This window comes from Ruegeria sp. G10 (assembly GCF_056533645.1).
Window position 1 is genome coordinate 218,473 of record NZ_JBQFOQ010000007.1, and the last position, 16,770, is coordinate 235,242.

The following is a 16,770-nucleotide window of genomic DNA, read 5'->3' on the forward strand; positions in this document are numbered from 1 at the left end:
GGCCGCGGTGCGGCTCAGATTATCGGGAAGTTTAAACACACGAACCTGACATCAACCTGTCACGCGTTAGGATACGCCCGATCCCTGATGAAATTCCTACTGGTCGAAGATAATCTTGATCTCGCAAACGCGATGTGCGCCCGAATGCGTCTGGATGGCCATGTTGTTGATCATGCAGCGAAATTGGATGATGCGACCGCCTATGCCGAGGTCGAGGAATACGACCTGATCCTGCTGGATATCATGTTGCCCGACGGCGATGGCCGGGACTTTCTGCAACGCCACCGGGCCCGTGATCCTGACACGCCCGTCATCGTTCTGACCGCCCGCAGCCAGGTTTCGGATCGAATCGGGTCGCTTGATCTGGGCGCTGACGACTACATGACCAAGCCCTTTGACCATGCCGAGCTTGAGGCCCGTTGCCGCGCCGTTCTGCGGCGCAAATCCGGGATCGCCAAATCACGGATCGAGGTCGGCGGGATCGTTTTTGACCCGGTCGCCGGCCATCTGAGCGTCCAGGGTGAGACCATATCCCTGCGCAACCGCGAATTGCGGATGATGGAACTGTTCATCAACGCACCGGGTCAGGTATTCTCGAAACAAAAGCTGGCTGACCGGCTGTTTTCCTACGACGACAATGTCTCGGACAACGCGATCGAGGTTTATGTGGGCCGGTTGCGCAAGCACCTAGAGAAGTCCGAATTGAAGATCACCACGTTGCGCGGATTGGGCTATAGGCTGGATCATGACGGTTAGCCCGGCTGTTTCAGGATCGCTCAGAAATCGGCTGGTGCTGACGTTGATCAGCGGTGCGGCCCTGTTGGCCATCTTGTTGTTCTTCGCCGTTCGAAGCTACGCCGTGCAGGTGGCGCAACAGGGGCAGGACAACATCCTTGGTGCATCAGTTTCTTCCATCCTTGATGCAGCCGCGCTGCGCGATGGTCAGCTTGAGATCGATATCCCCTACGCCGCGTTCTCGATGCTGGCGACGCCATCGGATGATCGGGTGTTTTATGCGATCTTTCAGGATGGCGCATTCTTAACGGGTTATGAGGATCTTCAGGTCGCCCAGAATACGGATGATGGAACGTGGTCCTTCGATGAAGGCGAAATTCGCGGCGAGCGCATAAGGCAGGTGAATGCCAGCCGCACTCTGGTGGGTCTTGGTCGACAGACCGAGATTGACGTTGTGCTTGCCCAGACGCAGGATGCCCTGTCCGAAACGCTGGATCAGATCTCGCGCAATGCCGCGTTTCTGGGGCTTGGGTTCTTTGTGCTGACGGCGGCCCTGTCCTTTTGGGTGACGTCCGCGACCATCGGGCAACTGAACAAGCTGACGACATCCGTGACCCGTCGCGGGCCGCAGGACCTGAGCCCGTTCAGAAAATCGGTGCCCAAGGAAATGGCACCACTGGTGACATCCCTGAATTCGCTGATGGGGCGTCTGGACCAGTCCCTGACCCAATCCGAAGACTTCATCGCCGAGGCGGCACATCGGGTGCGCACGCCGCTTGCCACCGTCCGATCCTATGCCGAGGCGACCCTGCACCGTGTCGAACGCAAGGAAAACCGCGAAGCGCTGCGCGCAATGGTTCGGGCGATTGACGAAAGCTCTCGGGCGGCGGGGCAGCTTTTGGATCATGCCATGATCACCTTCCGGGCCGATCATCTGGAGCGCGAGGATCTTGATCTTGTCGCCCTGACGCAAGAGCTTGTGCAGCGGCTGACACCCATTGCCGAAATGAAAGACCTGTCGTTGTCTCTGACGGGTGACAGCGCTGTCGCGTATTCAGGTGATCCGATCCTGTTGCAGAACGCGGTACGTAACATGGTGGACAATGCGCTGAAATACGCACCCCCAGACAGCACGGTTGAGATCAACGTGACCGCATCGCCTCAACCGCAGATCAGCGTCAGGGATTGGGGCCCCGGGTTCCCTCCTGATGAGATCGGCACGCTGACCCGCCGGTTCGAGCGGGGCCAGAACGCCACCGGCACGATCGGCTCGGGGCTGGGTCTGACCATTGTCCAGGACGTGGCAACCGCGCATGGCGGCAAGCTTGTCCTGACCAACCAACCAGAGGGCGGCGCATGCGTTACCTTATCGCTCTGAGCCTGTTGCTGCTGCCCTGTGTCGGCATGGCCGAGGACTGGGAAGACAGGCAGCTTTTCAACGACGGGGCGACGGGCGCGCCTCTGCGAGTCATATCAAGCACCGATACGGTTCTGTTTGCACCCTTCATCGAAGAATTTGTCGCCGAATATCCAGAGATTAGTGTCGAATATCTGGTTTCTGGCACGGCTGATATCTATGACCGCGTGCGGTCAACGCCCGACGCATTCGATGTCGTCATTTCCAGTGCGATGGACCTGCAGCTGAAGCTGGCCAATGACGGTTTTGCGCTGCCTTTGGACGATATGCCGGGGCCCGACTGGGCTCAGTGGCACGACAGCCTGTTTGCCTTCACCTCCGAGCCCGCGACCATCGTGGTCAACCGTGCGGCCTTTGCCGGTCAGCCCATCCCGGACACCCGACAGGGTCTGATCGAAGCGATGCGGGAACGGCCTGAAACCTTCCGGGGCAAGGTCGGAACGTATGATGTGCGGCAATCCGGGCTGGGCTACCTGTTCGCCACGCAGGACGCGCGCGCGTCAGAAACCTTTTGGCGCCTGATGGAGGTCATGGGCGGTCTGGATGTGCGCCTGTATTGCTGCTCCGGTGACATGATCCGTGATCTGGCGAATGGCAAGATTCTGGTCGCCTACAACGTGCTGGGCAGCTACGCGGCGGTCCAGACCGAAGGCAAGGATGCGCTTGAGATTGTACTGCCGTCCGATTTCCAGACGACAATGATGAGAACGGTCATGGTCTCGGACGCAACGCAAAGGCCCGAGGCTGCCGAGGCCTTTGTGCGCTACCTGATCGCGGGTGCCGCACATTCTTCTAAAAATGCGCCCCTGCCCGTTTTGTCGGCATCCGTTGACGGAGCGCAGGAAGCCATCGGATTGAACCCGGCTTTGCTGACCTATCTGGATGTATTGAAACGCAGAAAGTTTATCTCGGCCTGGGAAAACGCTGTTATCCAGTAAGGGGGTCGCGCCGATTGTGGTAAGCGATAGCGTTTGCTAACGTCGCCCTCGCGCCGGGGGAGGGCGCCATAACCCGAATGCTGGACTATTCCCATAACGCCTGGCTGGTCGCAGCGTCATTGGCCGTGGCACTGATGGCGGGCTTTACTGGTCTGTATCTGACCCACGGCGCGTCGCGGCTGGATACCCAGCGGCGCAAGCTGGTGGTGGCGCTGGCGGCGGTCATTCTGGGTGGCGGCATCTGGTCGATGCATTTTGTCGCGATGCTGGGGCTGCAACTGCCGATCCTGTTCTACTATGACGCTCTGATCACACTGATTTCAGCACTGGTGGCGATCCTGATGGTGGGGCTGGCGCTGCTGCTGCTGCATTTCCGTCCGCGCACGCCTCAGATCATGATCGGGTCCGGCGTGATCGTCGGGCTGGGGATTGTGGTGATGCACTATATCGGCATGGCCGGAATGCAGCTGTGCCGCCCGGTCTATAACGCGCTGGACGTTGTTCTGGCGACGCTGGCCTCGGTGATGCTGTCTGTGGCGGCCATTTGGGTTGCCTATGGCAACCGGACACAGCGCAACATCCTGCTTGGGACGGTCTGTTTCGGGCTGGCCGTGTTCACCATGCATTTCGTCGCGACCGGCCTGACGGATTTTGTGGCCAGCGACAGTGCCGCCGGTGCAGGGCCCGCGCTGGACAATCAGGTTCTGGCAATGGGGGTCACCGTTTCGGTCTTTCTGATTTGCGGCGCCTTTCTGCTGACCGGAATCTCATTCATCGAACCAAAAGAGCAGCCCGTTGAAGTGCCCGCGCCGGAACCCGCAACGCTGCGCGCTGGGGTGCCCTTTGAGCGCGAGGGGCAAACCTTTTTCACCGAACCCTCCAGCATCGCCGCCATACGGGCCGAAGGGCATTACACGGTGCTTTATATGGGGGCTGAAAAACTGTTCTGCCCCTGGTCGATAACCGAAGCCGAGACACGGCTTATTCCCGACGGCTTTCTGCGCTCCCATCGCAGCTATCTGGTGAACCCAAGGCATGTCTCAGGCTTTGAGCGGCACAAGGACAATGGCACCTGCTACTTCGATGGTGTCGATGCCTTGGCGAAAGTGCCGGTCAGCCGATCCCGCCTGAATGACATCCGCGAGGCGCTGGGTCTCTGATCGCAACTGGTGCAGCCTATTCGCATTTCGTGAAACAAGCTGCGCGGCCGGTTCCCATTGGCTGGAACCGTTGATCCTGGCGTCTTTTCCTTTCCGCAGGTCCCCCAAGGCATACCGCTCGGACCCAGGGAGGAAAAATATGATACCAGCCGGTTTTGAGTATCACCGGCCAGGCGATATCGCCTCGGCCATCGGCATTTTGCAGGAACACGGAGACGAAGCGCGCGTGATCGCGGGCGGGCACAGCTTGATCCCAATGATGAAGCTGCGCATGGCCGAGATGGGCCACCTGATCGATCTTCAGGCCATAGACGAACTCAAGGGCATTGAGGTCGGGTCCGATACCGTGACCCTTGGCGCGATGGTCACACAGCATGAGCTGATCACACATGATGGCCTCGCCTCGGCCATTCCGCTGATCCGCGAGGCGGCGTTGCAGATCGCAGATCCGCAGGTGCGCTATGTCGGCACGGTTGGCGGCAACGTGGCCAATGGAGACCCGGGCAACGACATGCCGGGGCTGATGCAATGCCTCAACGCAACATTTGACCTGTCTGGTCCCGATGGCAACCGCAGCGTGTCCGCTCGTGAGTTTTACGAGGCTGCGTATTTCACCGCCCGCGAGGACGAAGAAATCCTGACCCGGATTTCGATCCCTGTGCCGGGTGCGGGCGTTGGGCAGGCCTATGAAAAGCAAAAACGCAAGATCGGCGATTATGCCACCGCCGCCGCTGCCGTGATGGTGGGCAACGGCACCGCCTCGGTCGCGATGACTAATCTGGCCGATACGCCTGTGTGGTCCGAAGGGGCCAGTGCTGCGCTGGCCGCTGGCGATGTGGATGGCTGCGTTGCAGCGATGTTGGACGCCATCGAGCCCGTCGCCGACAACCGTGGGCCTGTCGAATTCAAGAAACACGTGGCCGCCGTGATGCTGCGCCGCGCCATCGACCGCGCCCAAAGCCGCGCGCGTTGAGGGGAGGAAACAATGTCAAAAATGCACGTCAAACTCACCGTGAACGGCAAGGAGGTCGAAGGTCTGGCCGAGCCGCGCACGTTGCTGATCCACTTCCTTCGGGAAGACCTGAAAATCACCGGCCCTCATATTGGCTGTGAAACCAGCCATTGCGGCGCCTGCACCGTGGATATTGATGGTAAATCCGTCAAATCCTGCACCACCTTCGTGGCGCAGGTGAATGGGGCCGATATCACCACGGTCGAAGGTCTCACCAATGAGGATGGCAGCCTTGGTGTTCTGCAGGAAATGTTCCGCGAACATCACGGGCTGCAATGCGGCTTCTGCACACCGGGCATGATCACTCGTGCGCATCGTTTGCTGCAGGAAAACCCGAACCCAACCGAGGAAGAAATTCGTTTCGGCATGGCCGGGAACCTGTGCCGCTGCACCGGCTACCAGAACATCGTCAAGGCAATCTCGGCCTCGGCTGACATGCTGAACGCTCAGAAGGAGGCCGCGGAATGAACGACCAGACACTGACCCCCGAAGAACGCGCCGCCAACCTCAAAGGCATGGGCAGCTCGCGCAAACGCGTCGAGGATGTGCGCTTTACCCAAGGCAAGGGCAATTATGTCGACGACATCAAGCTGGACGGCATGCTGTTCGGCGACTTCGTGCGCTCCCCCTACGCACATGCCCGCGTCGTCAGCGTGAACAAAGAGGCCGCCTTGGCGATGCCCGGCGTGATCGCTGTTCTGACAGCCGAGGATCTGGCCCCGCTGGGCCTGCATTGGATGCCAACGCTGGCCGGTGACAAGCAGATGGTTCTGGCCGACGGCAAAGTGCTGTTCCAGGGCCAAGAGGTCGCGTTTGTCGTCGCCGAAGACCGCTATATCGCAGCCGATGCCGTCGAGTTGATCGATGTCGAATACGAAGAACTACCTGTTCTGACCGATCCGTTCGAGGCGTTGAAATCCGATGTGGTCCTGCGTGAAGACCTTGAGGGCCAGACCGAAGGTGCGCACGGGCCGCGTAAGCATCACAACCACATTTTCACCTGGGAACAGGGCGACAAGGACGCGACCGAGGCCATTCTGGCAGAAGCTGACGTGGTCGCCGAAGAGATGGTCTATTACCACCGCACCCATCCGTGCCCGCTCGAGACCTGCGGCTCGGTGGCTAGCATGGACAAGGTGACCGGAAAGCTGACGCTCTACGGCACGTTTCAGGCCCCGCATGCGATCCGGACGGTTGTGTCGCTGATCTCTGGCATCGCCGAGCACAACATTCGGGTTGTTAGCCCCGATATCGGTGGCGGTTTTGGCAACAAGGTTGGGGCCTATGCGGGCTATGTTTGCTCGGTCGTGGCCTCGATTGTCACCGGCAAGCCGGTGAAATGGATCGAGGACCGGATGGAGAACCTGATGTCCACCGCCTTTGCCCGCGACTACTGGATGCAGGGCAAGATCGCGGCCACCAAAGACGGCAAGATCACTGGTCTGTGGTGTCACACTACGGCAGATCATGGCGGCTTTGACGCCTGTGCCGATCCGACCAAATTCCCGGCGGGGTTCATGAACATCTGTACGGGGTCGTATGACATTCCCACTGCCTATCTGGCCGTAGATGGCGCCTATACCAACAAGGCTCCGGGCGGGGTGGCCTATCGCTGTTCCTTCCGCGTGACCGAGGCTGCTTATTTCATCGAACGGATGATTGAGGTTCTGGCCATCAAGCTGAACATGGACGCGGCCGAGCTGCGCCGGATAAACTTCATCAAGGCCGATCAGTTCCCCTATCAGTCCGCGCTGGGGTGGGAGTATGACTCGGGCGATTATCACACCGCCTGGGACAAGGCGCTGAAGGCCGTGGACTATGACGGTCTGCGGGCCGAACAGGCGCAGCGGGTCGAGGACTTCAAGGCCGGCAAAACCCGCAAGCTGCTGGGCATTGGTCTGACCCATTTCACTGAAATCGTCGGCGCTGGTCCGGTGAAGAACTGCGATATCCTCGGGCTTGGTATGTTCGACAGCTGCGAAATCCGCATCCACCCAACGGGGTCTGCCATCGCGCGGCTGGGGACGATCTCGCAGGGTCAGGGTCACGCCACGACCTTTGCGCAGATCATCGCCAGCGAGATCGGCCTGCCCGCTGATGATATCACGCTGGAGGAAGGTGATACGGACACGGCACCTTACGGTCTTGGGACCTACGGTTCTCGGTCAACCCCCGTGGCGGGTGCAGCAACGGCGATGGCCGCGCGCAAAATCCGCGCCAAGGCGCAGATGATTGCCGCATATCTGCTTGAAGTCCACGACGACGATGTCGAATGGGACGTGGATCGGTTCTCCGTCAAAGGCGCGCCCGAGCGGTTCAAGACCATGAAAGAAATCGCCTTCGCTGCTTATAATCAGGCGATTCCTGGATTGGAGCCCGGTCTGGAGGCCGTCAGCTACTATGACCCGCCGAACATGACCTACCCGTTCGGGGCCTATATCTGCGTCATGGAGATCGATGTGGATACCGGCGAGTGGGATGTCCGGAAATTCTATGCGCTGGACGATTGCGGCACACGGATCAATCCGATGATCATCGACGGGCAGGTTCATGGAGGTGTGACCGAGGCGCTGGCCATCGCAATGGGTCAAGAGATTGCCTATGATGACATGGGCAATGTGAAGACGGGCACGCTGATGGACTTCTTCCTGCCAACCGCGTGGGAGACGCCAAACTATATCACCGACTATACGGTGACGCCGTCTCCGCATCATCCGATTGGGGCGAAAGGCGTCGGTGAGAGCCCGAATGTCGGGGGAGTGCCCTGTTTCTCGAACGCGGTGCATGATGCGTTCCGTCCTTTTGGCTTGGTTCAAAGCCATATGCCGCATGATCATTGGCGGATCTGGAAGATCGCCAATGGGTTGGGGATGCATGGGTGATTGGGGTCGGACCGGCTTGGGCCGGTCCGATCAGGCAAGGGGGCTCTGCCCCCTTGGACCCCCGGGATATTTTTTGGCCAGATGAAGAATGGATCCTGGTTTTGACTTTGAGTGATGTGCAGAACGGGTTGGCCGCACAGGGCTATGTCGCCGATGATCGGTTGGCGATGGCGTTGCATCTGGCGCAGGCCTTGGGGCGGCCTTTGCTGCTCGAGGGTCCTGCCGGGGTCGGCAAGACCGAGGTGGCCAAGGCGATGGCGGCCTGGCTTGAGGCTCGGCTGATCCGGTTGCAGTGTTACGAAGGGTTGGATGCGAGCCATGCGATTTATGAATGGAATTATCAGCGGCAGTTGCTGGCGATCCGGGCTGGGGAAAAGGATGGAGGCGTTGGTGAGGCGCAGTTGTTCTCGGATGCTTATTTGCTGAAACGGCCATTGTTAGAGGCTATTTCTGAGAATGAGCCGCCGGTTTTGCTGATTGATGAAATCGACCGCGCTGATGAAGAGTTTGAAGCGTATTTGTTGGAGATCCTTTCGGATTTTCAGATAACGATCCCCGAGCTGGGCACGGTCAAAGCGCGGGTGCGCCCGATCGTTGTCCTGACGGCCAACGGAACGCGCGACTTGTCCGATGCACTGCGGCGCAGGTGTCTGTACAGTTTCCTGGATTACCCGTCAAAAGAGACTGAGATGGCCATCCTGCGGGCGCGAATGCCAGACGTCGAAGGTATTTTGGCCCGGCAGATCATTGGCGTTGTTCAAGCGTTGCGGCAAGAAGATCTGGAGAAAGTGCCGGGCGTGGCCGAGATGCTGGATTGGGCCGCAGCGCTGTCCGGTTTAGGTGTCAACGATCTGGCTAAATCGCGCGAAGAGGTTCAGGCGACGCTTGTCTGCCTTCTCAAGACTGCGGCGGATTATGATGCTGCGCCGCCCGAGCTGATGGATCGTCTGATCGGGAAGGTCGCGTGATGCAGGTGACGCGCTTTCCATCCCGGGCTGCGGGGCTGGCCGACAGGATGTCGGGCTTTGTTGCACATTTGCGCATGAACGGGCTGAAGGTTGGACCGCAGGAGACCGGGGACGCTCTGGCCGCGTTATCGCTGACCGATGCTACAAATGCCGATCAGGCGCGGCAGGCATTGTGCGCCCTGTTGGCTGGAAATGCTGAAGACTGGCGGCGTTTTGATGCGCTGTTTGATGCGTATTGGTTCAACGCCGGAAAGCAACGCGACGGTGTGGCGCAAAACACCCATGTGCGGGTGCAATCTTCCAAACCGATGATCTGGCAAGGTGCGGAAGCAGGCACAGAAGACGACCGAACGGGCGACAATCAGGAAGCCACCACTCCTGATCCGGGCGATGGAGAGGCCGAAGGGATGGACGGGAAGCTGATAGCGACCCGAACGGCCAATCTGTCGCGCCGGGATTTGCGTGAGTTGATGGATGAACAGAGTCTAAAACAGGCAGAAAGCGCTGCAATACACATTGCGCGCGCCATTCGAGACCGCCGGTCCCGGCGGCGCAAGCAGGCGTTGCGTGGGCCTGCTTTGGACATGCGACGCATTCAGCGGGCCAGCCTTGCGCGGGGGGGCGAACCGATTGACCTCTATCGGCGCGCGCGCCCACCGCGCCCGATGCGGATCGTTGCCCTGTGTGATGTCAGCGGATCCATGACGGTGTATTCGCGGGTGTTTCTGGCTTTTCTGAAGGGCCTGATCGGCAGCGGTACCGAAGCGGATGCTTACCTGTTCCACACGCGACTGATGCGGGTCACGGATGCGTTGCGGGATCACGATACGCTGCGGGCGGCAGGCCGTCTGTCGCTGATGGCCGAAGGGTTCGGCGGCGGCACTGATATCTCGGGCAGTCTTGAGAGCTTTCTGAACGGCTATGGCGCGCGGGCGTTGAATGGGCGCACCATCGTTTTGATCCTGTCGGATGGGTATTGCAGTTCAGACCCCGATGCGTTGGGCGCGGTTCTGGCGCGGATCAGGCGCAAGGCGCGCCGGATCGTCTGGCTGAACCCGCTAAAGGGGTGGGACAGCTACGCGCCCGTGGCGGCGGCAATGCGTGCTGCGCAACCGCATCTGGATGCGCATCTGCCCGCCAATACGCTTGAGGCGCTTGCCGCCCTTGAACCTCAGTTTCGCAAGTTGTGAAAGGACGCCTGCATGCCTGGTCTCGACATATTCGACACGATTGAAGAGCTCCGCCAGAGCGGCGAAAGCTTCTGCGTGGCCACGGTTTTGCGCACGGCGGATGTGACCTCGGCCAAGGCGGGGGCGAAGGCGGCGATCACGCGGGATGGCCGGATACTGGGTCATCTGGGCGGGGCCTGCGTTCAACGCGCGGTCCGGGCCTCGGCCAAATCTGCGCTGGACAGCGGCCAATCCGGCATGATCCGTGTGAAACCTTCTGACAAGGTGGTGGCGATGGCAGACCCCGACGGCGTGCAGACTTTCAAGAGCGGATGCCCAAGCGGCGGGACGGTCGATCTGTTGGTTGAGCCGTATCAGCATGCACCGCGGCTGGTGATTTTCGGCGATACACCTATCGCGTCGGCCTTGGCTGCGCATGCCAGTTTGGCGGGCTTGCGGGTATGTGTCCCCAAGGGATCAGAACACACGGGCCAGATCGGATTTGACGCGGAAGATCTGCCAGCGCTGGGCGTTGAGCCGCGGGATTTCGTCGTGGTCGCCTCGCAGGGCAACGGCGATGGCATCGCGCTGCAGGCGGCATTGGAATCACCTGCATTGCGCGTTTCGATGGTGGCCAGCCGTCGCAAGGCAAAGGTGCTGTGTGATAAGCTGGTCGAGCGCGGATTGGACGCGCATCGTGCCGCGCAGCTGAAGGCGCCGGCGGGGTTGGATATTTGTGCGGTGGATCCGCATGAAATCGCACTTTCGATTCTGGCCGAGATTGTGCGCTGGCGAAACACCGACTCATCAACGGAGAGCTGCGATGATGAAAAACTTGCGTAAATGGGTGCGTGCGGTCTGGCCTGCGCGTCCGGAATTGACCACAAAGGAAGCGACCGAAGAGGCGCTGCGCGTCTACCCGAGATGCTGTTGATCAAAGGAACGAGCATATGGAACTGAGTGATGAAATCCGCATCAACGCGTCGCGTGATGTCGTTTACGAAGCGCTGAACAACGTCGATGTGCTGCGCGAGTGCATTCCCGGATGTGAAGAGCTGACGCAGGCGGGGCCGAACCAGCTTGAGGCGAAGGTGGTTTTAAAGATCGGGCCGGTCAAAGCGAAATTCGCGGGCGAGGTCACGCTTGACACTTCGAATGCGCCAGACGGGTTTTCGCTGACGGGCGAAGGCAAGGGGGGCGCTGCCGGTTTCGCCAAGGGGGGCGCAGACGTGACGCTGACCGAGGACGGGGATGAGACCGTGCTTGCCTACACCGCCAAAGTGGATATTGGCGGCAAGATTGCGCAATTGGGCAGCCGTTTGATTGCCGGCACGGCCAAAAAGCTGTCGGGTAAATTCTTCACCAAGTTCGGCGAGGTTGTTTCAGAGCAGACCGTCTCGTGACCTTGTGATCTGAAACAGGGTCTCGTGGCGGTAAGACGATCCCGGACGCAGGATGGCAGATGGAAAGCCGGGCTGGTTCGGGGCGTCCGGCCAGCTTTGAGGTTCCAACGCAAGACCTGCAAAAGGACCGTAGCAATGGCCGTTCAGACCGGTGCGATCTATTTCGTCAAAACCGGCGGCGGAATAGACCTGCAATCCCGGCTCGGTGGTGGCGAGATGCAGGCAAAGCCCCGTTTCAGGACCAGTCAGTGACACCACGGGACGCAAAGCCTGCGGCGTGTCGGACGTGCAGAAGTTGTGATCTATCGCTTGGGTTCCAACCGGACGACGCGTCCGAAAATCGAACGGCGTATCCTGCACGGGTTGTTGTGCGCCGGTTGGGATCAATGCTTCGTCAACCTCAAGATAGCTGCGCGCGTTGATCTGAAGCGTGTGCGCGGAGATGGTTGGATTACCATCAAGGTTGAAATAGCTGTGGGGTGCAAAACTGCAGGGGCTGGGTTGATCGCATTCGGCCTGAATCAACAGGTGCAAACGGTGGTCTGCCCGTAGCGAATAGGTCGCTTTTACCCTCAGAGCCCCGGCAAAGCCCATATGGCCGTCCGGCATCTCAAGCGACAGCGTCGCAGCGGCTTTGCTGACCGCATCCACCTGCCAGAGCTGACGGGCGCTGCCCTGAGAGCCGCCGTGCAGAGTATGCTGGCCTAGAAAATTGGGGTCCGTGTGGCTGATGCGACCGTCGATTTGGTACCGCGCCCCGCCGATCCGGTTGGCAAATCGTCCCACGATGGCACCGAAATAGGCATTGCTGTCAACATAGCCTTCAAGGCTGGGCCAGCCCAGAACAAGGGGGTGGTCTGTTCCGTCCAGCCTCAGGTCTTGCAGCGTCGCGCCATAGGTTAGGATACAGGCGCGCAGCCCGTCCTTCTCCAGTTCAATGCGATAGACCTGAGCGCCGTTTGGCATGTGCCCGAAGGAGCTGACATTGGGGTGGTGCAACATGATCGGTCAAACCTGGTCGGGCGGGTTGGGGACCGCCAGATAGCGCTGGGCTGGGATGCGGATGATCCCTTTAAGCCCGAGCGCTGTTCGATCAGATGTCTGTAGACGCTGAATGGCTGTCTGGACTGCGGCAAAGATCGCCTGCGCGTCATTGCCCTTGCCTGTGATCAGGGGCAGGCCCGGTGTGGGCGCGGTCCAGTCCAGAACACGCAGGCCCGAGGCCCAGTCTTCATGGGTGCGGATCAACCGCCATGACACCGCATCCAGCGCAGCGATATCCGCGCGCCCGTCGGTCACCTGGCGCGCCGAGGTCACATGCCCGCCAGTCTGGACACGGTTGCGGAACCAGAACCCTTTCGGTTCGAGATGCCAGTAGGGCGCGGCATAACCGGATTGCGAGAAGGTTTGGTTATAGGCGAACACCGCCTCTTGAAACGCGCTCAGATTATCGCGCGGATCGTCGGCCCGGATGACAAATGCGCTGCGGTAGTACCCCGGCGCGCAGCCCTCAAGTCCGTAGTCCGGGGTGCCGACCAGTGTCACCTTGTGGTGCAACCATGTGCGATAGGGCATACCGCAGGTCTGGCTGAGCACCAGATCAGGCGATTCCCAGACCGAGAATTCGTCTGCTTGCTGGGACAGACGCGCAGGGCTGTCGATCCCGGCGCGGTTCAGGTTTTCGCGAATCAGATCCCAATACCGGTCATGCGCGCCCTCAAGCTGGGGTCGGGCGTACATCATCAGGCTTGCGATCATTGCATTTGCCCGAACAATTCGTACAGCTCGATGGTGGTTTTCACTCCAACCTTCTGCTGAATCCGACCGCGATGGATTTCCACGGTGCGCGGGCTGATACCCAGCTCAACCGCGATCTCTTTGCTTGAGGTGCGGGCAGGATGGGTCAGGATATGATGCAGCACCTGCTCTTCCCGTTCGGTCAGCAGGGCGCGCTTGTCCGCCAATTCCTGCCGCCGGGCTTTTTCGGCACGTAGCCGGGCGCCGACTTCGGATGCGGCTTCGATGCGTTCGATCAGAACGGTCAGGTCAAAGGGCTTTTCCAGAAAATCAATCGCGCCCGCCTTGGTCGCCCGCACCGATTCCGGGATACCCCCATGGCCCGAGATAAAGATGATTGGCAGGGTCGAGTTTTGCCGAACCAGATGATCCTGCAGCTCAAGCCCGTCCATGCCGGGCATGCCATAGTCCAGAATCAGACAGCCCGCAGCATCGTCTTCAACCTTGTCCAGAAAGCTTTGGGCATCCGGAAAGTGGATCACTGACATGCCCCGCTTGCCCAGAGAGCGCGACAGGGCGATGCGAACATCGTCATCGTCATCGACAATATAGACGGTCAACGCGGTCATGACGTCCCCTCGGTGTTCTGGTCGCTGCGGCGCAGGGTGAAACAGAACCGCGCGCCTGCGCCCTCGGACGGGTCGTGCCAGATCTGTCCGCCGTTGGCTTTCACGATGGTACGGCAGATCGAAAGACCCAGCCCCATCCCATCGGTCTTTTGGGTGTCAAAAGTATTGAACAGGGTGACAGCGGGATCGACGCCGGGGCCGTTATCCTCGACCCGGATCTCGACCATTTCCGGGGTGATCTGGGTTGAAATGGTGACCCGGCCTGTTTCCGATGGATGACGCGCCAGCGCGTCAATGGCATTGCGCAGCAGGTTGACCAGCACCTGCGCAATCTGTGTCCGGTTACCGATAACCGGGGGCAGGGTGGCCTCGGCGTATTGCAGTTTGATGTCATGCAGCTTGGCCTCGGCCTCCATCAGGGTGACGGTTTGCCGGATCAAGCCGTTCAACTCGAACGGTGTCTGGCGCCCACGATCTTTGCGGACCACCTCGCGCAGGGCCCGGATGATATCCCCTGCACGACGCGATTGGCGGTCGATGTCACTGAGGATCTGGTTCAGCTCCGGGTCGGGATCGCCGATTTCCTCAAGCGTGATCTTGGCCGCATCCACATTGTAAGAAATCGCGCTGAGCGGCTGGTTTAGCTCATGCGCCAGCCCCGAGGCCATCTCGCCCATCAGGTTCACCCGCGCCACATGCGACAGATCACGGCTGAGGCGGCTGGCCTCGTCCTCGGCCTGTTTGCGGTCGCTGACATCATCCACAATCGCAACAGCGTGGTCCGGCACACCGTTTTCATCGCGGATCAGGATCGCATTCACCCGCAACCAGATGGTCGAGCCATCCTTGCGGACAAACGGAGTTTCGGCGATGAACTCGGAATCCTGCAGCAGCGTTTCGCGGAACTTCACCGCGATTTGCTGGCCATCATCGGGCAGCGTGTCTGCCAGCGTCATTTGTTCCAGCTCACCGGGCTGATAGCCCATGATATCGCAAAGCTGTTCGTTGACCCGCTGGAACTTCCCGGTCTCGGGCGAGATCTGCGCCATCCCGCGTGAGGCAAGATCAAATGTACGCCCATAGGCGGTTTCGAACCGTTGCCTTTGCCGCACCTCCTGCGCCATCGCGGCACCGCTGTCCTCAAGCTCGCGATAGGGGTTGTGGACGCCTTCGTCTGGCGTGATCTCGCCGCTGGACAGGCGCTGTGTCTGGCTGGCGAAGTTGCGTACCGGGGCATAAATGCGGTCGGCCAGTGCCAGACCTATAGCGCCGGTCAGGATCGCGATCGACAGTGCAATCCAGATGCCCTGCACCCGGTTTTTCTTGATCTCGCCGATGAAATTGTCCTCGGCGGCGTAAAGTCCGATCAGCCAGTTCAGGCCGGGTTCCGACACGTCGATCAGCATTGCGACATAGTCCTGCCCGTCCAGTTCGAAATCCGTGTGAACCGGGCCGTCGACACCGGCGTTGTCTTCCCGCACTAACGTGCCAAAGGCCTGACGTGCCAAAGCGTCGTTGATCTGGTCCACCATCGGCAGTTCCGGATTGTCGAAATCCGCATCCTGATCGATCAGAACCAATGTCGGATGCGCCAGAACCGAGCCATCCTCGTTCAGCACCAGTGCCGCGCCACGCCGGTCCGACCAGATGTCCAGCAGAAAGCCCGACAGCGCATCGATCTGGATATCGATGCCCAGAATGGCGCGGATTTCGCCCGCGTCGTCCAACACCGGCACGCCATAGGTGATCCCCGGCTGGCGGGTCGTGTAGAAGATATAGGGCTGCGTCCAGATCGGGGCTTTCGCGGCATCGACCATCGTGAACCACGGACGGGTGCGGGCCTCATAGGTGTCGGTCTGGGTCTCGGCGGTTTCCAACAGGGTAAAACGGTCGTTGCGCCATTGGAAATCCGCCGGATGTTCGGTGATCTCGGGCGCAAAGGGCGGGATGGTTTTGGTGCGGTAGCGACCGGGTTCTTCGGTGCGCATCACATAGACGAAGCGCCCGGTTTCATCGGCCAGATAAATCCCGGCCAGCTGCGGGGCCACCTGCAATTGCTGAAAGAAATGGCTCTCCAGCGCGGCGGTATCGTTGATGTCCAGCACATCGTTTTCCGCCAGCCGCCGCGTGGCATCCAGCACCTGCCGCGCCGGGTTCAGAAAGTTTTTAACCTGACCGATGACATTGACACTGACCTCGTTCAGCGAAATGCGCGATTGCCGCAACAGCGCGTTTTCCGAGCTGACAAAGGTCGACAATGTCACCGACAGCACCGCCACAAACTGCAGCCCCGCCAGACATAAGGCCAGGGTCGCGCGCAGCGACCTGCGTCTGCGGGCGGGTTCGGCCTGATCCCGACGGAATTCCTGTTGCGCTGTGGTGTCCAATCTTCGGTCCAGATGGTGGTTGCGGATAGGCTCGGGTCATGATGCCCGCGTCCAGGCCCCCAAGCCTATACGTAATCTACCGTATAGACACGCGCCGATTGGTTTCGCTTTCATCTTTTGCATCTGGGTGGCTGATTCCAAAACCATGTTTTGGGTCGATCAGGCATTCCCATAAGGATCAAAAAAGACTGACAACAGGAGTGTCAAAGTGCTCAATAAATCTTCAATCACAGCGGCTGTAACCGCCGCCTTTCTCGCGCCGGCTGTTTATGCTGAGGAGTTTATCACGATTGGGACGGGTGGTGTGACGGGTGTTTACTATCCGACCGGTGG

15 protein-coding genes are annotated in these 16,770 nt (G+C 60.0%); 11 read left to right on the forward strand and 4 right to left on the reverse strand.

Translation table 11 applies throughout. From position 1 onward, the window contains the following. The first annotated feature begins 87 nt into the window (after window positions 1-87). The 11 genes from ACR0KM_RS13840 to ACR0KM_RS13890 all read left to right on the forward strand — a co-directional run bounded on the left by ACR0KM_RS13840 (window position 88) and on the right by ACR0KM_RS13890 (window position 11,684). Complete coding sequence (locus tag ACR0KM_RS13840; RefSeq protein WP_480823722.1) at window positions 88-756, forward strand: response regulator transcription factor; 669 nt, start codon at window positions 88-90, stop codon at window positions 754-756. Continuing rightward, window positions 746-2,113 carry a sensor histidine kinase gene (locus tag ACR0KM_RS13845; RefSeq protein ID WP_480858972.1) on the forward strand — a complete coding sequence of 456 codons (1,368 nt, stop codon included), beginning with the start codon at window positions 746-748 and terminating at the stop codon, window positions 2,111-2,113. Before ACR0KM_RS13840 ends, ACR0KM_RS13845 begins: the two co-directional genes overlap by 11 nt. Continuing rightward, the gene (locus tag ACR0KM_RS13850) at window positions 2,092-3,090 is read left to right on the forward strand and encodes an ABC transporter substrate-binding protein (RefSeq protein ID WP_480858971.1); all 999 of its coding nucleotides are present in this window, start codon (window positions 2,092-2,094) and stop codon (window positions 3,088-3,090) included. The genes ACR0KM_RS13845 and ACR0KM_RS13850 overlap by 22 nt, the downstream gene beginning before the upstream one ends. 77 nt (window positions 3,091-3,167) lie before the next feature. After that, window positions 3,168-4,250 (forward strand): MHYT domain-containing protein, encoded by a 1,083-nt coding sequence (locus ACR0KM_RS13855; protein WP_480858969.1) that lies wholly within the window; start codon window positions 3,168-3,170, stop codon window positions 4,248-4,250. Between the two features lie 139 nt (window positions 4,251-4,389). Next, window positions 4,390-5,223 (forward strand): FAD binding domain-containing protein, encoded by an 834-nt coding sequence (locus ACR0KM_RS13860; protein WP_480858967.1) that lies wholly within the window; start codon window positions 4,390-4,392, stop codon window positions 5,221-5,223. A 12-nt stretch (window positions 5,224-5,235) separates the two neighbouring features. Next, window positions 5,236-5,730: a (2Fe-2S)-binding protein gene (locus tag ACR0KM_RS13865; protein ID WP_480823712.1), complete on the forward strand. Its 495-nt coding sequence runs from the start codon at window positions 5,236-5,238 to the stop codon at window positions 5,728-5,730. After that, the gene (locus ACR0KM_RS13870; protein ID WP_480858965.1) at window positions 5,727-8,144 is read left to right on the forward strand and encodes an aerobic carbon-monoxide dehydrogenase large subunit; all 2,418 of its coding nucleotides are present in this window, start codon (window positions 5,727-5,729) and stop codon (window positions 8,142-8,144) included. The genes ACR0KM_RS13865 and ACR0KM_RS13870 overlap by 4 nt, the downstream gene beginning before the upstream one ends. A gap of 101 nt (window positions 8,145-8,245) precedes the next feature. Next, complete coding sequence (locus tag ACR0KM_RS13875; RefSeq protein WP_480858963.1) at window positions 8,246-9,112, forward strand: AAA family ATPase; 867 nt, start codon at window positions 8,246-8,248, stop codon at window positions 9,110-9,112. Beyond that, window positions 9,112-10,302 carry a vWA domain-containing protein gene (locus ACR0KM_RS13880; RefSeq protein WP_480859264.1) on the forward strand — a complete coding sequence of 397 codons (1,191 nt, stop codon included), beginning with the start codon at window positions 9,112-9,114 and terminating at the stop codon, window positions 10,300-10,302. The genes ACR0KM_RS13875 and ACR0KM_RS13880 overlap by 1 nt, the downstream gene beginning before the upstream one ends. Before the next feature lie 12 nt (window positions 10,303-10,314). Further along, window positions 10,315-11,124 (forward strand): XdhC family protein, encoded by an 810-nt coding sequence (locus ACR0KM_RS13885; RefSeq protein ID WP_480858962.1) that lies wholly within the window; start codon window positions 10,315-10,317, stop codon window positions 11,122-11,124. A 107-nt stretch (window positions 11,125-11,231) separates the two neighbouring features. Beyond that, entirely contained in the window at window positions 11,232-11,684 is a 453-nt protein-coding gene (locus tag ACR0KM_RS13890) for an SRPBCC family protein (RefSeq protein WP_480823704.1), read from the forward strand. Here the strand turns inward: ACR0KM_RS13890 and ACR0KM_RS13895 are convergent. From ACR0KM_RS13895 to ACR0KM_RS13910, 4 genes are read right to left on the reverse strand one after another with little or no spacing between them, the layout of a single operon-like run. Continuing rightward, window positions 11,664-12,686, reverse strand: a complete 1,023-nt coding sequence (locus tag ACR0KM_RS13895) for an aldose epimerase family protein (RefSeq protein WP_480858960.1) — start codon at window positions 12,684-12,686, stop codon at window positions 11,664-11,666. The two genes, ACR0KM_RS13890 and ACR0KM_RS13895, sit on opposite strands and share 21 nt — an antisense overlap. A gap of 6 nt (window positions 12,687-12,692) precedes the next feature. Further along, on the reverse strand, window positions 12,693-13,442 hold the full coding sequence (locus ACR0KM_RS13900) for a phosphate/phosphite/phosphonate ABC transporter substrate-binding protein (RefSeq protein WP_480858958.1): 750 nt from the start codon (window positions 13,440-13,442) through the stop codon (window positions 12,693-12,695). After that, window positions 13,439-14,050: a response regulator transcription factor gene (locus tag ACR0KM_RS13905; protein WP_480823697.1), complete on the reverse strand. Its 612-nt coding sequence runs from the start codon at window positions 14,048-14,050 to the stop codon at window positions 13,439-13,441. The genes ACR0KM_RS13900 and ACR0KM_RS13905 overlap by 4 nt, the downstream gene beginning before the upstream one ends. After that, a complete protein-coding gene (locus ACR0KM_RS13910) occupies window positions 14,047-16,437 on the reverse strand; it encodes an ATP-binding protein (protein ID WP_480858956.1) in 2,391 nt (796 codons plus the stop codon). Before ACR0KM_RS13910 ends, ACR0KM_RS13905 begins: the two co-directional genes overlap by 4 nt. Between the last annotated feature and the right edge of the window lie 333 nt (window positions 16,438-16,770).